Below are 18365 nucleotides of genomic sequence, written 5' to 3'. Positions count from 1 at the left end.
TTTTCACCTGGAACCCTTTAAACACCTGTATTTAAAGAGGTTATTTCGAAGTGTTGCGACAATCAGTCACAGGGTGACTTGTAGTTAATTTTTCGTCACGCGTCATAATCCCTTGAAGGCCGTAAAGTTCGCCTGCAAAATGCCGCGCCCCGCTGCCATTTCAGCGGGATCGTGCTGATCGGCCGCCCCAGATGCGCCACTCGCGGTGCACTGGCCTTTTTACAAAATCAAAAGCAAAAAGATCATGCAGGAGATTTGACGTGCACATTGGTGTTCCTCTCGAAACCCAGACCGGTGAAACGCGGGTTGCTGCAACCCCGGAAACCATCAAGAAGCTGATCGGCCAGGGCCACAAGGTCACTGTACAAAGCGGCGCAGGCGTCAATGCCAGTGTCGTCGACAGTGCCTATGAGGCGGCAGGCGCCACCATTGGCAGTGCCAGCGACGCGTTTGGCGCCGAGCTGATCCTCAAGGTGGTTGCCCCCAACGACAGCGAACTGACGCTGATCAAAAGCGGCACCGTATTGGTGGGCATGCTCAATCCGTTCAGCAACGAAACCATCACCAAGCTGGCCGAGCGCGGCATCACCGCCTTCGCCCTTGAAGCGGCGCCACGTACTTCCCGTGCGCAAAGCCTGGACGTGCTGTCCTCCCAAGCCAACATCGCCGGTTATAAGGCTGTGTTACTGGCTGCTCATCACTACCCGCGCTTCATGCCGATGCTGATGACCGCCGCAGGTACAGTAAAAGCCGCTCGCGTGCTGATTCTTGGTGCCGGGGTGGCAGGCCTGCAGGCGATTGCTACGGCAAAACGTCTGGGAGCTGTCATCGAAGCGTCCGACGTGCGTCCGGCAGTAAAGGAGCAGATTGAATCCCTGGGTGCCAAGTTCGTCGACGTCCCCTACGAAACCGATGAAGAACGCGAATGCGCCGTCGGTGTCGGCGGTTACGCCCGCCCCATGCCTGCCAGCTGGATGCAGCGCCAAGCCCTGGCCGTACACGAGCGGGCCAAGCAAGCTGACATTGTCATCACCACGGCCCTGATTCCCGGTCGCAAAGCCCCAACACTGCTGAGCGCCGAAACCGTCGCGCAGATGAAACCCGGATCGGTGGTCATCGACCTCGCAGCAGCCCAAGGCGGCAACTGCCCGCTGACCGTGGCCGACCAGGTTATCGTCGAAAATGGCGTGACCATTTGTGGCCCCACCAATCTGGCAGGCGCTGTCGCCGCCGATGCCTCGGCACTGTATGCGCGCAACCTGCTGGACTTCCTGAAGCTGGTCTTCACTAAGGAAGGGCAGTTTGAAATCAACCTCGAAGACGACATCGTCGCCGCGTGCCTGATGTGCCGCGACGGCCAAGTCATCCGCAAAAACGCCTAAGCAGGGATTCAGACGATGGAAGAGCTTATCTCCCCCGGTATCTACAACCTGATCATCTTCGTGCTGGCGATTTATGTCGGTTATCACGTGGTCTGGAACGTGACACCAGCGCTGCACACGCCCTTGATGGCCGTGACCAACGCCATCTCGGCGATTGTGATCGTCGGCGCCATGCTGGCAGCCGCGCTCACCGTTACACCACTGGGCAAGACCATGGGCACCCTGGCCGTGGCCCTCGCCGCGGTGAACGTGTTTGGTGGTTTCCTGGTTACTCGCAGGATGCTTGAGATGTTCAAGAAGAAAGCGCCCAAGGCTAAAGCAGAGGTGCAAAAGTAATGAGTATGAATCTGGTCACGACGCTCTACCTGATCGCGTCGATCTGCTTTATCCAGGCCCTCAAAGGCCTGTCACACCCAACCACTTCCCGACGCGGCAACCTGTTCGGCATGCTCGGCATGGCGCTGGCGGTTCTCACCACCGTAGGTCTCATCTATAAGCTCGGTGCCGAGCTGGCAACAGCGGGCATCGGCTACGTCATCGTCGGCTTGCTGGTCGGCGGTACCGCTGGCTCGATCATGGCCAAGCGTGTGGAAATGACCAAGATGCCGGAGCTGGTGGCCTTCATGCACAGCATGATCGGCTTGGCTGCAGTGTTTATTGCCATCGCCGCCGTGGTCGAGCCGCAGTCCCTGGGCATCGTCAAACATCTTGGAGATTCGATTCCTGCCGGTAACCGCCTGGAGCTGTTCCTCGGCGCAGCCATTGGTGCAATCACCTTCTCCGGTTCCGTGATCGCCTTCGGCAAGCTGTCGGGAAAGTACAAGTTTCGCCTGTTCCAGGGCGCACCGGTACAGTTCGGCGGCCAGCACAAACTGAACCTGGCGCTAGGCCTGGCCACTCTGGGTCTGGGTCTGACCTTCATGTTCACCGGCAACCTCAACGCCTTCGCCCTGATGCTGGCATTGGCGTTTGTGCTGGGTGTGTTGATCATCATCCCGATCGGCGGCGCCGACATGCCGGTGGTTGTCTCGATGCTCAACAGCTACTCCGGCTGGGCAGCAGCAGGCATCGGCTTCTCGCTGAACAACTCGATGTTGATCATCGCCGGCTCACTGGTGGGCTCAAGCGGTGCGATCCTCTCTTACATTATGTGCAGGGCGATGAACCGCTCCTTCTTTAATGTACTGCTCGGCGGCTTTGGCAACACAACGGATGCCGCAGGTCCTGCTGGCTCGAAAGAAGCACGCCCAGTGAAATCCGGCTCGGCGGACGACGCCACCTTCCTGCTGACCAACGCCGACACCGTGATCATCGTCCCGGGCTACGGCCTGGCGGTAGCGCGGGCGCAACATGCCCTGAAAGAGCTGACCGAGAAGCTGACCCACCGCGGCGTGACCGTGAAGTACGCGATCCACCCAGTTGCCGGTCGCATGCCCGGCCACATGAACGTACTGCTGGCTGAGGCAGAAGTGCCTTACGACCAGGTGTTCGAGATGGAAGACATCAACTCCGAGTTCGGTCAGGCCGACGTGGTGCTGGTGTTGGGCGCCAACGACGTGGTCAACCCGGCCGCCAAGAACGATCCCAACTCGCCGATCGCTGGTATGCCGATTCTCGAGGCGTTCAAGGCCAAGACCATCATCGTCAACAAGCGCTCGATGGCCAGCGGCTATGCCGGCCTGGACAACGAACTGTTCTACATGGACAAGACCATGATGGTCTTCGGCGATGCCAAAAAGGTCATCGAAGATATGGTTAAAGCCGTCGAATAAACACTGCGCCAGCGCAATACCCAAAACCCTGGCCTTTAGTAGGCTGGGGTTTTTTATTACCGCTGAAAACCCGACAGAAGGCTCTAAATCGCTGCCCGGCATTCGACCATGGTAGCGGGACGAAACTTTTTGAAATCACTAGACTGCGCATCTTGCTTCCGTAGCCCGAGATAACCATCCATGCACCGTGATCGTATCCGCTTGCCTTCGCTGTTGAACAAGGTCATGAGCGCGGCTGATGCCGCTGCACTGATCGAGGACGGCATGACCGTCGGCATGAGCGGCTTCACCCGCGCCGGTGAAGCCAAGGCCGTGCCTCACGCCCTGGCCGAACGGGCCAAGACCTCGCCGCTGAAAATCACCTTGATGACCGGCGCCAGCCTGGGCAACGACCTGGACAAGCAACTGACCGAGGCCGGCGTACTGTCGCGGCGTATGCCGTTCCAGGTCGATAGCACCTTGCGCAAGGCGATCAACGCCGGCGAAGTGATGTTTATCGATCAGCACCTTTCGGAAACCGTCGAGCAGTTGCGCAACAATCAACTCAAGCTGCCAGACATCGCCGTGATCGAGGCCGTGGCGATTACCGAACAAGGTCATATCGTTCCCACCACGTCCGTGGGCAACTCCGCCAGTTTCGCGATTTTCGCCAAGCAAGTGATCGTTGAGATCAACCTGGCGCACAATCCAAACCTGGAAGGCCTGCACGACATCTATATACCGACCTATCGCCCCACCCGCACGCCGATCCCGCTGGTGAAGGTCGACGACCGCATTGGCAGCACCGCGATCCCGATCCCGCCGGAAAAAATCGTCGCCATCGTCATCACCAACAAGGCGGACTCCGCCTCCACTGTGACGCCGCCCGACCACGACACCCAATGGATCGCCAACCACCTGATCAACTTCCTCAAGCAGGAAGTGGATGCCGGCCGCATGACCAACAAGCTCGGCCCGCTGCAAGCCGGCATCGGCAACATCGCCAACGCGGTGATGTGTGGCCTGATCGAATCGCCGTTCGAAGACCTGACCATGTACTCCGAAGTGCTGCAGGATTCGACATTCGACCTGATCGACGCCGGCAAGCTGAGCTTCGCCTCGGGGAGTTCCATCACCTTGTCAGAGCGCCGCAACGCTGACGTGTTCGGCAATCTGGAACACTACAAAGACAAGCTGGTGCTGCGCCCGCAGGAAATCTCCAACCACCCTGAAGTAGTGCGCCGCCTGGGCATTATCGGCATCAACACCGCGCTGGAGTTCGATATCTACGGCAACGTCAACTCTACTCACGTCTGCGGCACGCGGATGATGAACGGGATTGGTGGCTCGGGCGACTTCGCCCGTAACGCGCACCTGGCGATCTTTGTCACCAAGTCGATTGCCAAGGGTGGGGCGATTTCCAGCGTGGTGCCGATGGTCAGCCATGTCGACCACACAGAGCACGACGTCGATATCCTCGTCACCGAGATCGGCCTGGCAGACTTGCGCGGCTTGGCGCCACGGGAGCGGGCACGGGTCATCATCGATAACTGTGTGCATCCTGATTACCGGGACGCCTTGAACAGCTACTTCACCAACGCCTGCGCGATAGGCGGCCACACGCCGCACATCCTGCGCGAAGCACTGAGCTGGCACATCAACCTGGAAGAAACCGGGCACATGTTGAAGGCTTGATTGGTACAGATCCGGGCTGATGCAAATACAGTTTCATCAGCCCGTAGTTGTCACAGAGCATTTTGCAAAAAACTGTACTGCTGTACCGGTCACTTCCTACCGAAAAATCCCACCGCTGCTTCCAAAAATGCCTATTTCGCACCATTTCAGGGCAGACAGATACAGTTGCCCCATTTCCGTACAGTACAGCCCCTATAAACAGTTAACTGGCCCCTCACAATACAGGTGAACTGTATCTAGAGAGTCTTGCGCGGGAGGAGGATCATTGGCATCAGTTAAACCACTACCTAATCCCGCCACAAGCGGAAGGATGTCATCATGGAACGTACACTCAGTTCCGATCTGTTCTTCGAAGAAAAAGCTGTAAACACCCAGGCCTCCCTGGCTCTGCGCGTTATCGCCAACCTGATGTTGTGGCAGCGCCGCATCTCCAGCCGCCATCAACTGGCTCGTCTGGACTCGCGTCTGCTGGCTGACGCCGGTATCAGCGAAGCTCAACGCTACGAAGAGCTGAGCAAGCCGTTCTGGCGCTAATTAGCGTCCGCTGGCCCTGACCCACCGGGTCCACCGCCAGCATCCCGAATTGTTGTAGCAGAACCCGCCCCGGGTAACCGGAGGCGGGTTTTGTTGTTTCTGGGGTTTGAGTTTCGGGTCGCACACAGAAGGCTTGCAAAGCAACAGGTACAGTTTAAAAAACAAAACAGTTAACCAGTACAATTTAGCCTTGGTGTATCTGTATCGATAAGCCTGATCCGCCCAACATGGTGTTCCAGAACCTCACGAAAGGCTCTAGCCATGACCTCGGGCACCCTCGTCGCACAATCAAGCCGTCAGTTCTTCAAGCGCGCCTTACTCCAGATCGCTTCGGCCCTGGCCCAATGGGCACGACGTGCCCATACACGGCGCCAGCTTGCCCAGTTGGATCCTCGGGAATTATCCGACGCGGGCATCAGCCACAGTGACCGAATGGAAGAACTGTCCAAACCTTTCTGGCGTGAGTAATCACCACAACGGGCTATCCGAACGGATAAACGGCAGCTTAATATCCTGTCATCGCGTGGCGAACCCTGTAGAACGGGCGTCTGATGCCCAATGGCAACAACGTCCCGCTTTAAACAGTAGCGGCTGTTCGCCACCTTTTTCGTTCATTATTGGAGTCACCCCATGTCCCGTCTTCGCCTGTTGAGTGCCGCCGCCCTGTTGGCCCTGGCTGCCAATGCCAATGCGACCAGCCTGATCATGACCACGGATTCGATTGTCGGCGCGCTGAAAGCCACTTCCGACGCCAGCTCCGATGCAACCTCTTCCCTGCGTGACAACAAAGTCGTACGCGCTGCCCGTGACGACGCTGCCAGCTTTGTCGCCAGTGAAGGCGCCATTCGCGGCGTGAAACTGGAAAGCGCCTTGGCACAGATCCGCCAACAGGCTCCACAACTGAACACGGCCACTGACGCTCAGTTGGCCCAGGCCATCCTGGCCATCTGACCGCAGGTCGGAACGAAGGGGGCGCCAACCGCTCCCTGATTCGGCGCCGCTGGCTCTCGCCCGGGCATTACGCTAGCCTTGGCGCTCGTTTTCAGTTGTCGAGTCCCATGGCTTTTTCATACCGCCTGTTGATCGTTCCCCTGTTGCTTTCTGCCTGCTGGTCGGTATCGGCTCGGGCCTTTGATCTGTCCACCCAGAGTGTCGTTGTCAGTGCATATGCCACCAGCAAAGTGACCTCCGCACCGTTCGACCATAAACTGATACTGGCCGCCCAGGATGACGCTGCTGCTTTCATTGCCACTGACGGCCAATGGCGGGGAGCCCGACTGGAGTCAGCGCTGGATTATCTGCGTCGCACCCAGCCAAAACTTAAAGCCAGTGACCTTGAACTGGCCCAGGCAATTCTCGTCCAATAACCATCTTCATGTTTCGGAGTCACCCCATGCGTAGATCGCTGATCGCCGCCGCCCTCGGCCTGCTGCTGTTGACCGATGTTGCCCAGGCGCAAACCCTGAAGGCCACCAGTAACATCATTGTTCGTGCCTTTGGCCGCACCATTGATTTCACCTCAGACACCACCACCTCGATCCGTGACTCCAAAGTCGTGCGCGAAGCCCACGACGACGCTGCCAGTTTCGTCGCCACCAACGGCGATATTCGCGGCGCCCAACTGGAAGCCGCGTTCGATACCCTGCGTACCCGCGTGCCCGAAGCCCGTGACGCCAGTGATCAGGTCCTCGCCGAAGCCATCCTCGCACTGTGAGGCGTCTCGCCGCCTGGCTCCTCGCCGGGACTGTGTTGCTGTGTGCCAGCGCAGCCCAGGCCAGCCTGCAACTGCGGCTCAAGACCGATGGCTTGAGCCCCGCCGAACAGCAGGCCAGCCAGGCATTGCTTGATGAAGCCATGCAATCCTTGCCACCGCGCTTCATCGAGCAGTTGGACCGACGCATCGACGTCGGCTGGACCGACAATATGCCCGCAAACGCTTACGGCCAGGCTTCGCTGGTGTCCGAACTGGACCTGAATCGCAACCTGCTGGCCAGCCTCACCGACGGCAGTGCCGCGACTAAACAGACCAACCGCCCCCACGGCACCGTGCGCCGGGAAATGCTCGCCACCGTGCTGCATGAGCTGACCCACATCTACGACCGCGCTCGCCTGTGGTCCAGCGCCGACCGCGCGCTGATCCAGCGTTGCAGCCGACAGAACAACATCACCGGCCTGATCGGCCTGCCCGATCAATGCCGAGGCCAAAATGACCGCCGCTTCACCCTCAGCGATGACCCGCGCCTGCTGGATCTCGCCGGCTGGCCGCAATATGTCGGCCGTCGTGGCGTACGCGAACAGAACAACCACCAAGTCGCGCGCAGCCCGGACATCTACGAAACCACCAGCCCTCTGGAGTTCGTCGCGGTCAACATGGAGTACTTCCTTCTTGACCCAAGCTACGCCTGCCGACGTCCCGCGCTGTATCGCTATTACCAAGAACACTTCGGCTGGGCGCCGCCTGCCAAGGACACCTGCGCCAAGACGTTCGCGTTCCTCAATGCCGGCAATGATTTCGCCAAAACGCCCCTCGGCCAGGTCGACCCGGAACGGGTATACGCCATCGACTACCTGCTGGCCGAAGCCAACCAGAACCTGGTGAGCCGCTGGGGCCATAGCATGTTGCGCCTGGTGATCTGCGCGCCCGGACGGCCTCGGGGCCCAGATTGTCGGCTGGATCTGGACCAACACCTGGTGTTGTCCTACCGCGCCTTCGTGGGTGACGTACAGCTGTCGAGCTGGGATGGCCTGGTGGGCAAGTACCCATCACGGTTGTTCGTGCTGCCGCTGGCCCAGGTGATCGACGAATACACCAAGACCGAATTGCGCAGCCTGGCCTCGGTACCGCTGATTCTGACGCGCCAAGAAATCAACGACACCGTCGAACACGCCGCCGAGATGCACTGGAGCTACGACGGCAATTACTTCTTCCTCTCCAACAACTGCGCGGTGGAGGGCCTGAAACTGTTACGCAGCGGCAGCGCCAACCCGCAACTGACCGGTTTGGACAACATCACCCCCAACGGTTTGCTGGAAGTATTGAAGGGCCGGGGTCTGGCCGACACCAGCGTGCTGGACGACCCTAAAGAGGCCCTGCGACTGGGCTATCACTTCGATTCCTTCCGCGAGCGCTACCAGGCGATGTTCGAGGTGCTGCGCAAACACCTGCCCATCAAACAGGCTCAGGTTGAAGATTGGCTGGCGCTAAGCGCCGAAGAGCGACGCCCATGGTTCGATAAGGCCGACCTGCGCACCAGCGCGGCCTTGCTGCTGCTGGAGCAGGCGAGCTTCCGCCGGCAACTGATGCTGGCTCAGGATGAGGTCAAGCAACGCTACCTCGGCGCCCGGGAACTGAAGAACGGCGGGATGGACAAGGCCAATGCCACCTTGCAGCAGATTCTCGCCAACAGCGGCTTCCTCAGCCGTCCGGCAGAATTGCTCGGCAGCAGCGGTTACGGCCTGCCGCAGCCCGCCGAATCGCAACGCCTGGAATCGGAAAGCGCCTCGCGCCAGAAGCAGTTGCAGTCGTTGACCGGCGATCTGGATAAAGAGGTGAGGGCGCTGCTTGATCCGTCTCGCGCTGCGCAGATTGCCGCAAGCGAAGCCAATCTCAAGCAACTGGGTGAACACTTGCGTGCGTTGCACAAAGCGGCCGGTGGATTGGAATTGCCTTGAAGGCATCGCAGGCAAGTCGAATCGTCGCACCGCCGCTCCCACAGGGGATTACAGTCCAAATGTGCGAGCAGGCCCGCTCCCACATTTGACCATCTATAGCACCTCGCCATCCTCCTCCGGCAACTGCTCATCCAGATGCAACCACGGCAATCGGTTTTCCACCCAGATATGCCGATCTGCCGGTGCCCGCTCAGGGTGATCCAGCGTCGCGATGGTCACATCGATGCTTTCCGGGCTCAGTTGCGTCACCAGTGCCAACTGCGCCCCACAATTCGAACAGAAATACCGTACGCACGTTGCCGAAGAATCGTACCGCGCAGGCTGCCCCGTGACCCAGGCGAACGCTGATCGGGGCAGGGTGATCCAGGTCGTCACCAGCCCACCACTAACGCGTCGGCAAATCGAACAGTGACAATGGGCAATGTCCACCAACGCTCCATCGAACCGGTAACGTACGCTGCCGCAATGGCAGCCACCTACGTGTTGCTCACTCATTTCCCACCTCCCTGGGCCATCAATCCGTCAGATTACTCCCCGTCGCCTGTTTGTTCAGCGAAAGCTGGCTGAAAGCTTCCAGGTCTAGGATCGCCCCCCACTACCGGCAACAGACCGGTTGTTAACAACAACAATGGTGATTCCCGATGTCCCCTCGTACCCGCCTGTTTGTCCCGACTCCACCCGTACGCCTCGCGTTTTTCGTTCTGCGCTGACCCCTACCGGTTCGCCATTCCCTAGCCGCGCTACGCCTGGAGTATTCCTATGCTGACTTTCCTTGGCTTTGCCATGGTCATCACGTTCATGTTCCTGATCATGACCAAGCGCCTGTCCGCGCTGATCGCCCTGATCATTGTCCCGATTCTGTTCGCGCTGTTCGGTGGTTTTGCACCGAAGATCGGCCCGATGATGCTTGAAGGCATCACCAAGCTCGCGCCGACCGGCGTGATGCTGATGTTTGCCATCCTCTATTTCGCCTTGATGATCGACTCCGGCCTGTTCGACCCGGCCGTGCGCAAGATCCTCAAGCTGGTCAAGGGCGACCCGCTGAAAGTCTCGGTCGGTACCGCCGTGCTGGCACTCGTCGTGTCCTTGGACGGTGACGGTGCCACCACCTACATGATCTGCGTGGCCGCCATGCTACCGCTGTACCAGCGCATCGGCATGAGCCCGCGGATCATGGCCGGCTTGATCATCCTCGCCGGCGGTGTGATGAACATGACACCTTGGGGCGGCCCGACCGCCCGTGCCGCCAGCGCATTGCATGTGGACCCGTCAGATATTTTCGTACCGATGATTCCAGCAATGGCGGCCGGTGTAGTGGCGATCCTGGTGATTGCCTACATGTACGGCAAGCGCGAACGTGCGCGTCTCGGTGAGCTGCACCTGCAAGGCGATGAAATCGACCACAGCGAAATCAGCGTCTCGCAATACCCGGACGCCCGTCGTCCGAAGCTGATCTGGTTCAACGGTGCCCTGACCTTCGCCCTGATGTGTACCCTGATTGCCGGCTTGTTGCCGCTGCCGGTGTTGTTCATGGTGGCCTTCAGTATCGCGATGATCGTCAACTACCCGTGCCTGCAACAGCAGAAAGACCGTGTCGCCGCCCACGCCGGCAGCGTATTGGCGGTGGTCGGGCTGATCTTCGCCGCCGGTATCTTCACTGGCATTCTGTCCGGCACCGGCATGGTCGATGCCATGTCCAAGAGCCTGCTGGCGGTGATCCCTGAGGCTCTGGGTCCGTATCTGGCAGTGATCACCGCACTGGTCAGCATGCCGTTCACCTTCTTCATGTCCAACGATGCCTTCTACTACGGCGTATTGCCGGTACTGGCCGAAGCCGCCAGCCACTACGGCATCACCGCCGTGGAAATGGCCCGCGCCTCGATCGTTGGGCAGCCCGTGCACTTGTTGAGCCCGCTGGTACCTTCGACCTACTTGCTGGTGGCCCTGGCCGGTATCGAGTTTGGCGATCACCAGCGCTTTACCCTCAAGTGGGCAGTGCTGGTGTGCCTGTGCATAATGGTCGCCGCGTTGCTGATGGGGATTTTTCCGCTGTTCAGCACTCTATAATCGTACCGACTCACCGCGCGGCGCTTCAGCTGGCGCGGTTTAACACTTGCTCAAAGGAATACACATGGAATGGCTGACCAATCCGGAAATCTGGATTGCCTTCTTCACCCTGACGGCTCTCGAGATCGTCCTGGGCATCGATAACATCATCATGATTTCGATCCTGGTCAGCCGCATGCCCAAGCATATGCAGGCACGCACCCGGATTTTCGGCCTGGCCCTGGCCATGGTCACGCGAATCCTGTTGCTGCTGTCGATCACCTGGGTCATGCAACTGACCGCCGATCTGTTCGTGGTCTTCGGCCAGGGCATTTCCGGTCGCGACATGATTCTGTTCTTCGGTGGTCTGTTCCTGCTGTGGAAAAGCTCCCAGGAGATGTATCACGCCCTGGAAGGTGAAGACGAAACCCACGAAGAGCCGGGCGGCAAGGGCGGCAAGTTCATCTACACCATCATCCAGATCGCGATCATCGACATCGTGTTCTCCCTGGACTCGGTCATCACCGCCGTCGGCATGGTGTCCCACGTCCCGGTGATGGTCGCCGCGATCGTCGTCGCCGTACTGGTGATGATGCTGGCCGCTGGCACCATCAGCGAATTCATCGACAAACACCCGTCGTTGAAAATGCTGGCGCTGTCGTTCCTGCTGGTGGTGGGTACCGTGCTGATCGCCGAAGCCTTCGACGTGCACGTACCGAAAGGCTACGTCTACTTCGCCATGGCCTTCTCCCTGGCAGTAGAAGCGGTGAATATCAAGATGCGCACCGCCATCGCGAAAAAGAAGAAACAGCAGGACCCTGTGAAACTGCGCAAGGACATTCCGGGTCAATAAGCTTGACCCGCTGCTGAAAAAGGGGCTCTCGAGCCCCTTTTTTTCATCTGCAAAAAGCTGATTTCATGACAGTTTTGTTTCAATCCCATCTTTAGCTATGCGATGCTGGCGCAGAGCCCATTCGCCAACTACAGCTTAAGTACAAGACGTAGAACAGCACGCGGCACTATTACTTGCCCCTGTGGGGCACGACTCAATACAGGGGGCCGAGCATGCTGACCCTGCTCAATCTGCTTTCCGCCGTGACCCTGTTGATCTGGGGCACGCACATTGTCCGTACCGGCATCCTGCGGGTTTACGGCTCCAACTTGCGCCAAGTCATCGGGCAGAACATGTCCAAGCGCTGGCTGGCGTTTATCGCCGGCATCCTCGTGACCGCCATGGTGCAAAGCAGTAACGCTACGGCAATGCTGGTGACCTCCTTTGTCGGCCAGGGCCTGATGGGCCTGATGCCTGCCCTGGCAACCATGCTGGGCGCCGACGTCGGGACCGCGCTGATGGCCCGAGTGCTGACGTTAGACCTGTCTTGGCTGTCGCCGCTGTTGATTTTTCTTGGGGTGATTTTCTTCCTGTCGCGCAAACAGACCCGCGCCGGGCAAATGGGCCGCGTCGGTATTGGCCTGGGCCTGATCATCCTCGCACTGCAATTGATCGTCGAAGCCGCCGGCCCCATTACCCATGCACAGGGCGTCAAAGTCCTGTTCGCCTCACTGACCGGCGATATCTTGCTCGACGCCTTGATCGGCGCGCTGTTCGCAATGATTTCCTACTCCAGCCTGGCCGCCGTCCTGCTGACCGCCACCCTGGCAGGCGCAGGCGTCATCAGCCTGCACGTGGCCATCGGCCTGGTGATCGGTGCCAACATCGGCAGCGGCGTGCTGGCCTTTCTCAGCACCAGCATGCAGAACGCCGCCGGTCGCCAGGTGGCCTTGGGGAGCTTGTTGTACAAGCTGATCGGTTTACTGCTGATCATCCCGGTCCTCGATCCGCTGGTGAAGTGGATGGACAGCCTGGACTACAGCCCCCAAGGCATGGTGATCTCCTTCCACCTGCTCTATAACGTCACCCGCTGCCTGATCCTGTTGCCCACCATTGGCCCAATGGCCCGCCTGTGCGCCTGGCTGCTGCCGGAGCGTGAAGAGGTCAACGGCCTGGCCAAGCCACGTCACTTGGACCTGACAGCACTGGCCACCCCAAGCCTGGCGCTGGCCAACGCGGCCCGCGAAACCCTGCGCCTGGGGGACCTGATCGACAACATGCTCACCGCAATGCTGGAAGTGCTGCGGGGCAAGCAGACCGCTATCACCCAGGAAATACGCAGCCTGACCGACGACGTCGAGGCGCTCTACAGCGCCATCAAACTTTACCTCGCGCAAATGCCCCGCGAAGACCTCAGCGAGCAAGACAGCCGCCGTTGGGCCGAGATCATCGAACTGTCGATCAACCTGAAACTGGCCGGGGACCTGATCGAGCGCATGCTGCGCAAGGTCCAGCAGCAAAAGACCTCCCAACGCCGCTCTTTCTCAGAAGTCGGCCTGGAAGAACTGGCCGGCCTGCAAAGCCAACTGATCGCCAACCTGCGCCTGGGCCTCTCGGTGTTCCTCAGTGCCGACCCGGAAAGCGCCCGGCAACTGCTGCGGGAAAAACGCCGCTTCCGCGCCCAGGAGCGGCGCCTGGCCCACGCCCACGTCAGCCGTTTGCAGCGCAAGATCGTACAAAGCCTGGAGACCAGCTCCCTGCACTTGGAGCTGATTGCCGACATGAAACGTCTGAACTCGCTGTTCTGCAGCAGTGCTTATGTGGTGTTGGAAACTTCCGAAATCGGAGCGCTGGGGGCAGACAATATTGCCGACATCACTCATTCGCCCTGAACGTCCGGCAGACACAGAAGTCAGTTATAGCTGACGGGAGAAATACACTCTCTGCCAGGGAATCTGCTTATGCGTCGCCTGCTACTCGCCTGCCTGCTGATGGGCTCGGCACACTCTTTTGCCTTTGATCGCCTGCAGGTCGAAGGCTATACGCTGCCCAACGGCCTGCAACTGCTGCTCAAACCGGGCACCGAGCGCGGGCATGTGGCCATTCGTCTGGTGGTGGGCGTGGGCCTGGATGACTTCGGTTGCCAGGACAAGGAACTGCCGCACCTGCTGGAACACCTGCTGTTCAGCGGTATCGACGGTGGTGGCGAAGGCGCCCTGGAAGAGCAGATGCAAGCCTTGGGCGGAGAGTGGAACGCCTATACCAGCAATGCCGACACCACCTTCGTCATCGAAGCCCCCGCACAGAACCAGCGCAAGGTGCTGGACCTGCTGCTGGCGATCCTGACCCGCACCGAATTGACCGATGCAGCAGTCATCGCCGCTAAACAAGTCGTCGAGCGGGAAGACGGCGGCCACTATTCACACTTGCAACGCCTGCTGGATCGCCAAGACCTGGGCCATAGCGCCAGCAACCAGTTGGCAGTGGAACTGGGCCTCAAATGTGCCGAGCGCGCCGACGTCGACCACCTGACCCACACCCAACTGGAAAAGCTGCGCAAGGATTGGTACGCCCCCAATAACATGACCCTGATCATCGTCGGCGACCTCGACAAACTGATACCGGCCTATCTGGAACGCACCTACGGCCAGCTCGACCCGGTTGACCCCACCGAGCATCACCCTCTGCCGGAAATCCAGCACGCGGCCGCCACGCGTCGCGATCTGATCCACGGCTGGGTCGGCGACGGTGCCAAGCTGCACTGGCTGTTCCCCGAGCCAGTACTGGATGACCAGCACGATGAAACCTACGACCTGCTCAAGGACTATCTGGATTGGGCGTTGTATCGTCAGCTGCGGCTCAAGCACAGTTTGTCCTATGGCCCCTGGACCGAGCGGGAAGTGCTCGGCGGCGTCGGCTTCCTGAGCCTCAATGCCGACCTTGATCGGGAAAACCTGCCCGAAGCCGAGCAGGTGCTGGAAACGCTCAAGGCTCAACTACTCAAGGACGGCCTCGAACCGGCCACGTTCGCTCGTCTGCAACAGGCCGCTATCGCCCGCCAAGCCTGGGCGGTGCAGGGCAACAGTGCCTTGGCCGACTATTACTGGAGCGCCTCGGGCGACTACGCCGACGGGCACTTCAGTGACCCGGTCAAGCGCATCAAGGCCGTCAGCCTTGAACAGACCAACCAGGCCCTGCGGCAGGTCTTCAAGCAGCCCGGGTACTGGCGCATCGAGAAACCCTTGTTCAGTTACGATGCCCTGAGCTGGATCGCAGGCGGCGTGCTGGGGCTGATTATGATTGTGTTGCTCGGCATCCGCCGTTATCGCAAAGGGATTGCGTAATGAAGCCCCGATAAAACGGCTAAGACGTTATTCTGTCGGGGATTTTTCCCTACAAAGACTGTGAACCGCCGAATGCCGACCCTGACCCATTACATCCAGCGCATCCTGGAACTGATAAAGCGCTACCCAGGGGTGATTGCGCTCGGCGGTTTTATCTCGGGTGTGGGCAGCTTCATTCTGGTGGATCGCCAGCAGGGCATGGCCAGCTGGATCGCGATCATCATGCTGGTGAGCTGGTTATGGCTGATGCTCGAAAACAGCCTCACCCAGTTGTTCAGCAAAGTCTTCAAGCGGGAAATCCCCGAGCCGCTGCTGCGTTACGCCACGCAGATGATTCACCAGGAAAGCCTGTTTTTTGTCCTGCCGTTCTTCTTCGTCACCACCGCCTGGAACAGCGGCCAATCGGTTTTCACCGGCCTGCTGGGGGCGGCGGCGCTGGTCTCGATCATCGACCCGCTGTATTACAAATGGCTGGCGCCCAAGCGCTCATTGTTTCTGGCCCTGCACACGCTGACTCTGTTTGCGGCTCTGCTCACCGCATTGCCGATCATCCTGCACCTGACCACTGCCCAGAGTTACAAGCTGGCGCTCGGTGTGGCGATGGCGTTGTCGATTCCGAGCCTGGCCGTGAGCTTGCCCCTGCGCAGCGTACGCGGTTGGGTGATGTTGCTGGCCGTGACCGCCGCGATCGGTTGCGCCGGCTGGTTCCTGCGCAGTTGGGTCCCACCCGCGACCCTGTGGATGACCGAAGTAGCCATCAGCACCCAATTGCAGGACCGCACCCCCGGTGATGATTTAAAAGAAGTCAGCGCCAGCCAACTGCGCAGCAGCGGCCTGTATGCCTACACCGCGATCAATGCGCCGCGTGGCCTGGATGAGCGGATCTACCACGTCTGGAAATTCAACGGCACGGAGGTTGACCGCATTGCCCTGGATATCCACGGTGGGCGCAAGGAAGGCTATCGAGCCTGGACCCACAAGCAGAATTTCCCACCCGACGCAGTAGGGCGCTGGCAAGTTCAGGTGCTGACCGAAGACGGGCAAGTGATCGGCGTGCTGCGCTTCAAGGTGACTGACACGACGACGACAGACGCACCAAAGTAGGCTGGATCGTGCTATTACGTAGGAACTGTGTAGTTGCCAAACAAGCTCGGAGCTTATGACTAGCAGCACAACCGCCGGTAACGCCCATTTGGACACCTCCGCCCACCCTGCGCAGCTCAGGGTTACGGGGGATTGGACCCTGGCCCACTACAGCAACCTGAAGAAACTATCCGAAACCCTCGATGGCCAATATGACGCCAGCACTCACATCGACCTGAACGGCCTGGGCGCCCTGGACACTGCCGGCGCTTCGCTGCTGGTGGAATTGCTCGGCCCCGAGCGCCTTGAGCAATCGGCCGAACATACCGACTGCAGCCTTTCCATCGCCGATCGTGCGCTGCTCAAAACCGTCTACCGTTCCTTGAACGATTTCTGCGTGCCGATCAAAGAGCCTGAGGAGGCCGCCGGCATTCAAGTGCTGGCGCGCATCGGCCGGGCAGTGGATACCGTCTGGCAAGACGCAATGAAACTGCTGGGCTTTATCGGCCTGATCCTGGAAACCTTCGCCCGCGGGGTATTCCGGCCCAAGCGCTGGCGCCTGACGCCGATGGTTGCCCATATCGAACAAACCGGCCTCGACGCTGCACCCATCGTTGCCCTGCTGACCTTTCTGGTGGGCGCCGTGGTGGCGTTTCTCGGGGCCACGGTGCTGGCCAGTTTCGGCGCAAGCATTTTCACCGTGGACCTGGTGGCGTTCTCTTTCCTGCGGGAGTTCGGGGTATTGCTCACCGCGATCCTGATGGCCGGCCGTACCGCCAGCGCCTTCACCGCACAAATCGGCTCGATGAAGGCCAACGAAGAAATCGACGCCATCCGCACCCTGGGCCTGGACCCAATGGAGCTGCTGGTGCTGCCCCGGGTGTTGGCACTGCTGGTGGCACTGCCGATGCTGACATTCCTGGCGATGCTCTCGGGGATTGTCGGCGGTGGCGTGGTCTGCGCCGTGGCCCTGGATATCTCACCAGCGATGTTTCTCTCGCTGCTGCAATCGGACATTGGCGTTCAACACTTCCTGGTGGGTATGGTCAAGGCGCCGATCTTCGCCTTCCTGATTGCCGCCATTGGTTGCCTGGAAGGTTTCAAGGTCAGCGGCAGTGCCGAGTCGGTGGGTGCCCACACTACCTCCAGCGTGGTGCAGTCGATTTTCGTGGTGATCGTCCTCGATGCGGTCGCCGCTTTATTCTTCATGGAGATGGGCTGGTGAGTCGCGCAACCCGTGCGCCTGCCGAGGCGGTGATCGAAGTCCGTGGCCTGTGCAACCGTTTCGGGGCCCAGAGCGTCCACGAAAACCTTGACCTGGATTTATACAAGGGTGAGATCCTGGCCGTGGTCGGTGGATCCGGCAGCGGCAAGTCAGTGCTGTTGCGCAGCATCATCGGCCTGCGGCGGCCCAGCGAAGGGGAGGTGCGGGTGTTTGGGCAGAACCTGCCCAGCCTTTCGGAGCACGAGCGGTCGTTGGTGGAACGGCGCTTCGGCGTGCTGTTCCAGAAGGGCGCGCTATTTTCCTCGCTGACGGTCACGGAAAACGTCGCGCTGCCATTGATCGAACACGCCGGCCTCAGCCGTCCCGACGCCGAACATCTGGCGGCGGTGAAGCTGGCCCTGGCCGGCTTGCCATTGTCTGCCGCCGACAAGTACCCGGCCTCGCTCTCGGGCGGGATGATCAAGCGAGCAGCACTGGCGCGGGCACTGGCGCTGGACCCGGACATCCTGTTCCTCGATGAGCCGACCGCCGGTCTGGACCCGATTGGCGCGGCGCAATTCGATCAATTGATCCTGACCCTGCGCGATGCGTTGGGCCTGAGTGTGTTCCTGGTCACCCATGACCTCGACACGCTGTACACCATCACTGACCGAGTGGCAGTGCTGGCGCAGAAAAAAGTGCTGGTGGCCGGTGCCATCGATGTCGTCTCGGAAACGGACGACCCCTGGATTCACGAATACTTCCATGGCCCACGCGGCCGCGCGGCATTGGATGCCGCTAAACAGCTCAACGAGGTATGAC

Annotated in this window: 18 protein-coding genes; 17 read left to right on the top strand and 1 reads right to left on the bottom strand. The window is 59.9% G+C overall.

The genetic code is table 11. The annotated features are described in order from the left end of the window. The first annotated feature begins 260 nt into the window (after positions 1–260). The 10 genes from HKK55_RS26090 to HKK55_RS26045 all read left to right on the top strand — a co-directional run bounded on the left by HKK55_RS26090 (position 261) and on the right by HKK55_RS26045 (position 9034). Positions 261–1382: a Re/Si-specific NAD(P)(+) transhydrogenase subunit alpha gene (locus tag HKK55_RS26090; RefSeq protein WP_169357248.1), complete on the top strand. Its 1122-nt coding sequence runs from the start codon at positions 261–263 to the stop codon at positions 1380–1382. Positions 1383–1397: 15 nt separating this feature from the next. After that, positions 1398–1718, top strand: coding sequence for an NAD(P) transhydrogenase subunit alpha (locus tag HKK55_RS26085; protein WP_169357247.1), 321 nt, complete (start codon positions 1398–1400; stop codon positions 1716–1718). Continuing rightward, positions 1718–3154, top strand: coding sequence for an NAD(P)(+) transhydrogenase (Re/Si-specific) subunit beta (locus tag HKK55_RS26080; protein WP_169357246.1), 1437 nt, complete (start codon positions 1718–1720; stop codon positions 3152–3154). Before HKK55_RS26085 ends, HKK55_RS26080 begins: the two co-directional genes overlap by 1 nt. Before the next feature lie 180 nt (positions 3155–3334). Further along, the gene (locus HKK55_RS26075; RefSeq protein WP_169357245.1) at positions 3335–4828 is read left to right on the top strand and encodes an acetyl-CoA hydrolase/transferase family protein; all 1494 of its coding nucleotides are present in this window, start codon (positions 3335–3337) and stop codon (positions 4826–4828) included. A gap of 318 nt (positions 4829–5146) precedes the next feature. Next, on the top strand, positions 5147–5362 hold the full coding sequence (locus tag HKK55_RS26070; RefSeq protein WP_169357244.1) for a DUF1127 domain-containing protein: 216 nt from the start codon (positions 5147–5149) through the stop codon (positions 5360–5362). 261 nt (positions 5363–5623) lie between these two features. Further along, positions 5624–5830: a DUF1127 domain-containing protein gene (locus tag HKK55_RS26065; protein ID WP_169357243.1), complete on the top strand. Its 207-nt coding sequence runs from the start codon at positions 5624–5626 to the stop codon at positions 5828–5830. A 162-nt stretch (positions 5831–5992) separates the two neighbouring features. Continuing rightward, entirely contained in the window at positions 5993–6313 is a 321-nt protein-coding gene (locus HKK55_RS26060) for a DUF2388 domain-containing protein (RefSeq protein WP_169357242.1), read from the top strand. A gap of 107 nt (positions 6314–6420) precedes the next feature. After that, positions 6421–6729, top strand: coding sequence for a DUF2388 domain-containing protein (locus HKK55_RS26055; protein WP_169357241.1), 309 nt, complete (start codon positions 6421–6423; stop codon positions 6727–6729). Between the two features lie 26 nt (positions 6730–6755). Continuing rightward, a complete protein-coding gene (locus tag HKK55_RS26050) occupies positions 6756–7076 on the top strand; it encodes a DUF2388 domain-containing protein (RefSeq protein WP_155585990.1) in 321 nt (106 codons plus the stop codon). Then, complete coding sequence (locus tag HKK55_RS26045) at positions 7073–9034, top strand: DUF4105 domain-containing protein (RefSeq protein WP_169357240.1); 1962 nt, start codon at positions 7073–7075, stop codon at positions 9032–9034. The genes HKK55_RS26050 and HKK55_RS26045 overlap by 4 nt, the downstream gene beginning before the upstream one ends. A gap of 93 nt (positions 9035–9127) precedes the next feature. On the opposite strand, the gene HKK55_RS26040 is transcribed toward HKK55_RS26045, so the two are convergent. Continuing rightward, on the bottom strand, positions 9128–9529 hold the full coding sequence (locus HKK55_RS26040) for a GFA family protein (RefSeq protein ID WP_169357239.1): 402 nt from the start codon (positions 9527–9529) through the stop codon (positions 9128–9130). A gap of 264 nt (positions 9530–9793) precedes the next feature. Here HKK55_RS26040 and HKK55_RS26035 point away from each other — a divergent pair, with 264 nt between their 5' ends. The 7 genes from HKK55_RS26035 to HKK55_RS26005 all read left to right on the top strand — a co-directional run bounded on the left by HKK55_RS26035 (position 9794) and on the right by HKK55_RS26005 (position 18364). Continuing rightward, positions 9794–11101 carry a CitMHS family transporter gene (locus tag HKK55_RS26035; RefSeq protein WP_155585992.1) on the top strand — a complete coding sequence of 436 codons (1308 nt, stop codon included), beginning with the start codon at positions 9794–9796 and terminating at the stop codon, positions 11099–11101. Positions 11102–11165: 64 nt separating this feature from the next. Continuing rightward, the gene (locus HKK55_RS26030) at positions 11166–11933 is read left to right on the top strand and encodes a TerC family protein (protein WP_169357238.1); all 768 of its coding nucleotides are present in this window, start codon (positions 11166–11168) and stop codon (positions 11931–11933) included. 212 nt (positions 11934–12145) lie between these two features. Then, on the top strand, positions 12146–13804 hold the full coding sequence (locus HKK55_RS26025; protein ID WP_169357237.1) for a Na/Pi cotransporter family protein: 1659 nt from the start codon (positions 12146–12148) through the stop codon (positions 13802–13804). A gap of 69 nt (positions 13805–13873) precedes the next feature. Beyond that, positions 13874–15256 (top strand): pitrilysin family protein, encoded by a 1383-nt coding sequence (locus HKK55_RS26020; RefSeq protein ID WP_169357236.1) that lies wholly within the window; start codon positions 13874–13876, stop codon positions 15254–15256. Positions 15257–15328: 72 nt separating this feature from the next. Next, on the top strand, positions 15329–16360 hold the full coding sequence (locus HKK55_RS26015) for a DUF5924 family protein (protein ID WP_169357235.1): 1032 nt from the start codon (positions 15329–15331) through the stop codon (positions 16358–16360). A gap of 55 nt (positions 16361–16415) precedes the next feature. Next, complete coding sequence (locus HKK55_RS26010; protein ID WP_169357234.1) at positions 16416–17564, top strand: ABC transporter permease; 1149 nt, start codon at positions 16416–16418, stop codon at positions 17562–17564. Beyond that, entirely contained in the window at positions 17561–18364 is an 804-nt protein-coding gene (locus HKK55_RS26005; protein ID WP_169357233.1) for an ABC transporter ATP-binding protein, read from the top strand. Before HKK55_RS26010 ends, HKK55_RS26005 begins: the two co-directional genes overlap by 4 nt. Position 18365: the final 1 nt, after the last annotated feature.

The organism is Pseudomonas sp. ADAK18 (assembly GCF_012935695.1).
Lineage (GTDB): Bacteria > Pseudomonadota > Gammaproteobacteria > Pseudomonadales > Pseudomonadaceae > Aquipseudomonas.
The sequence above is the reverse complement of the archived record's forward strand: the minus strand, read 5'-3'. Positions and strand labels throughout refer to the sequence as shown.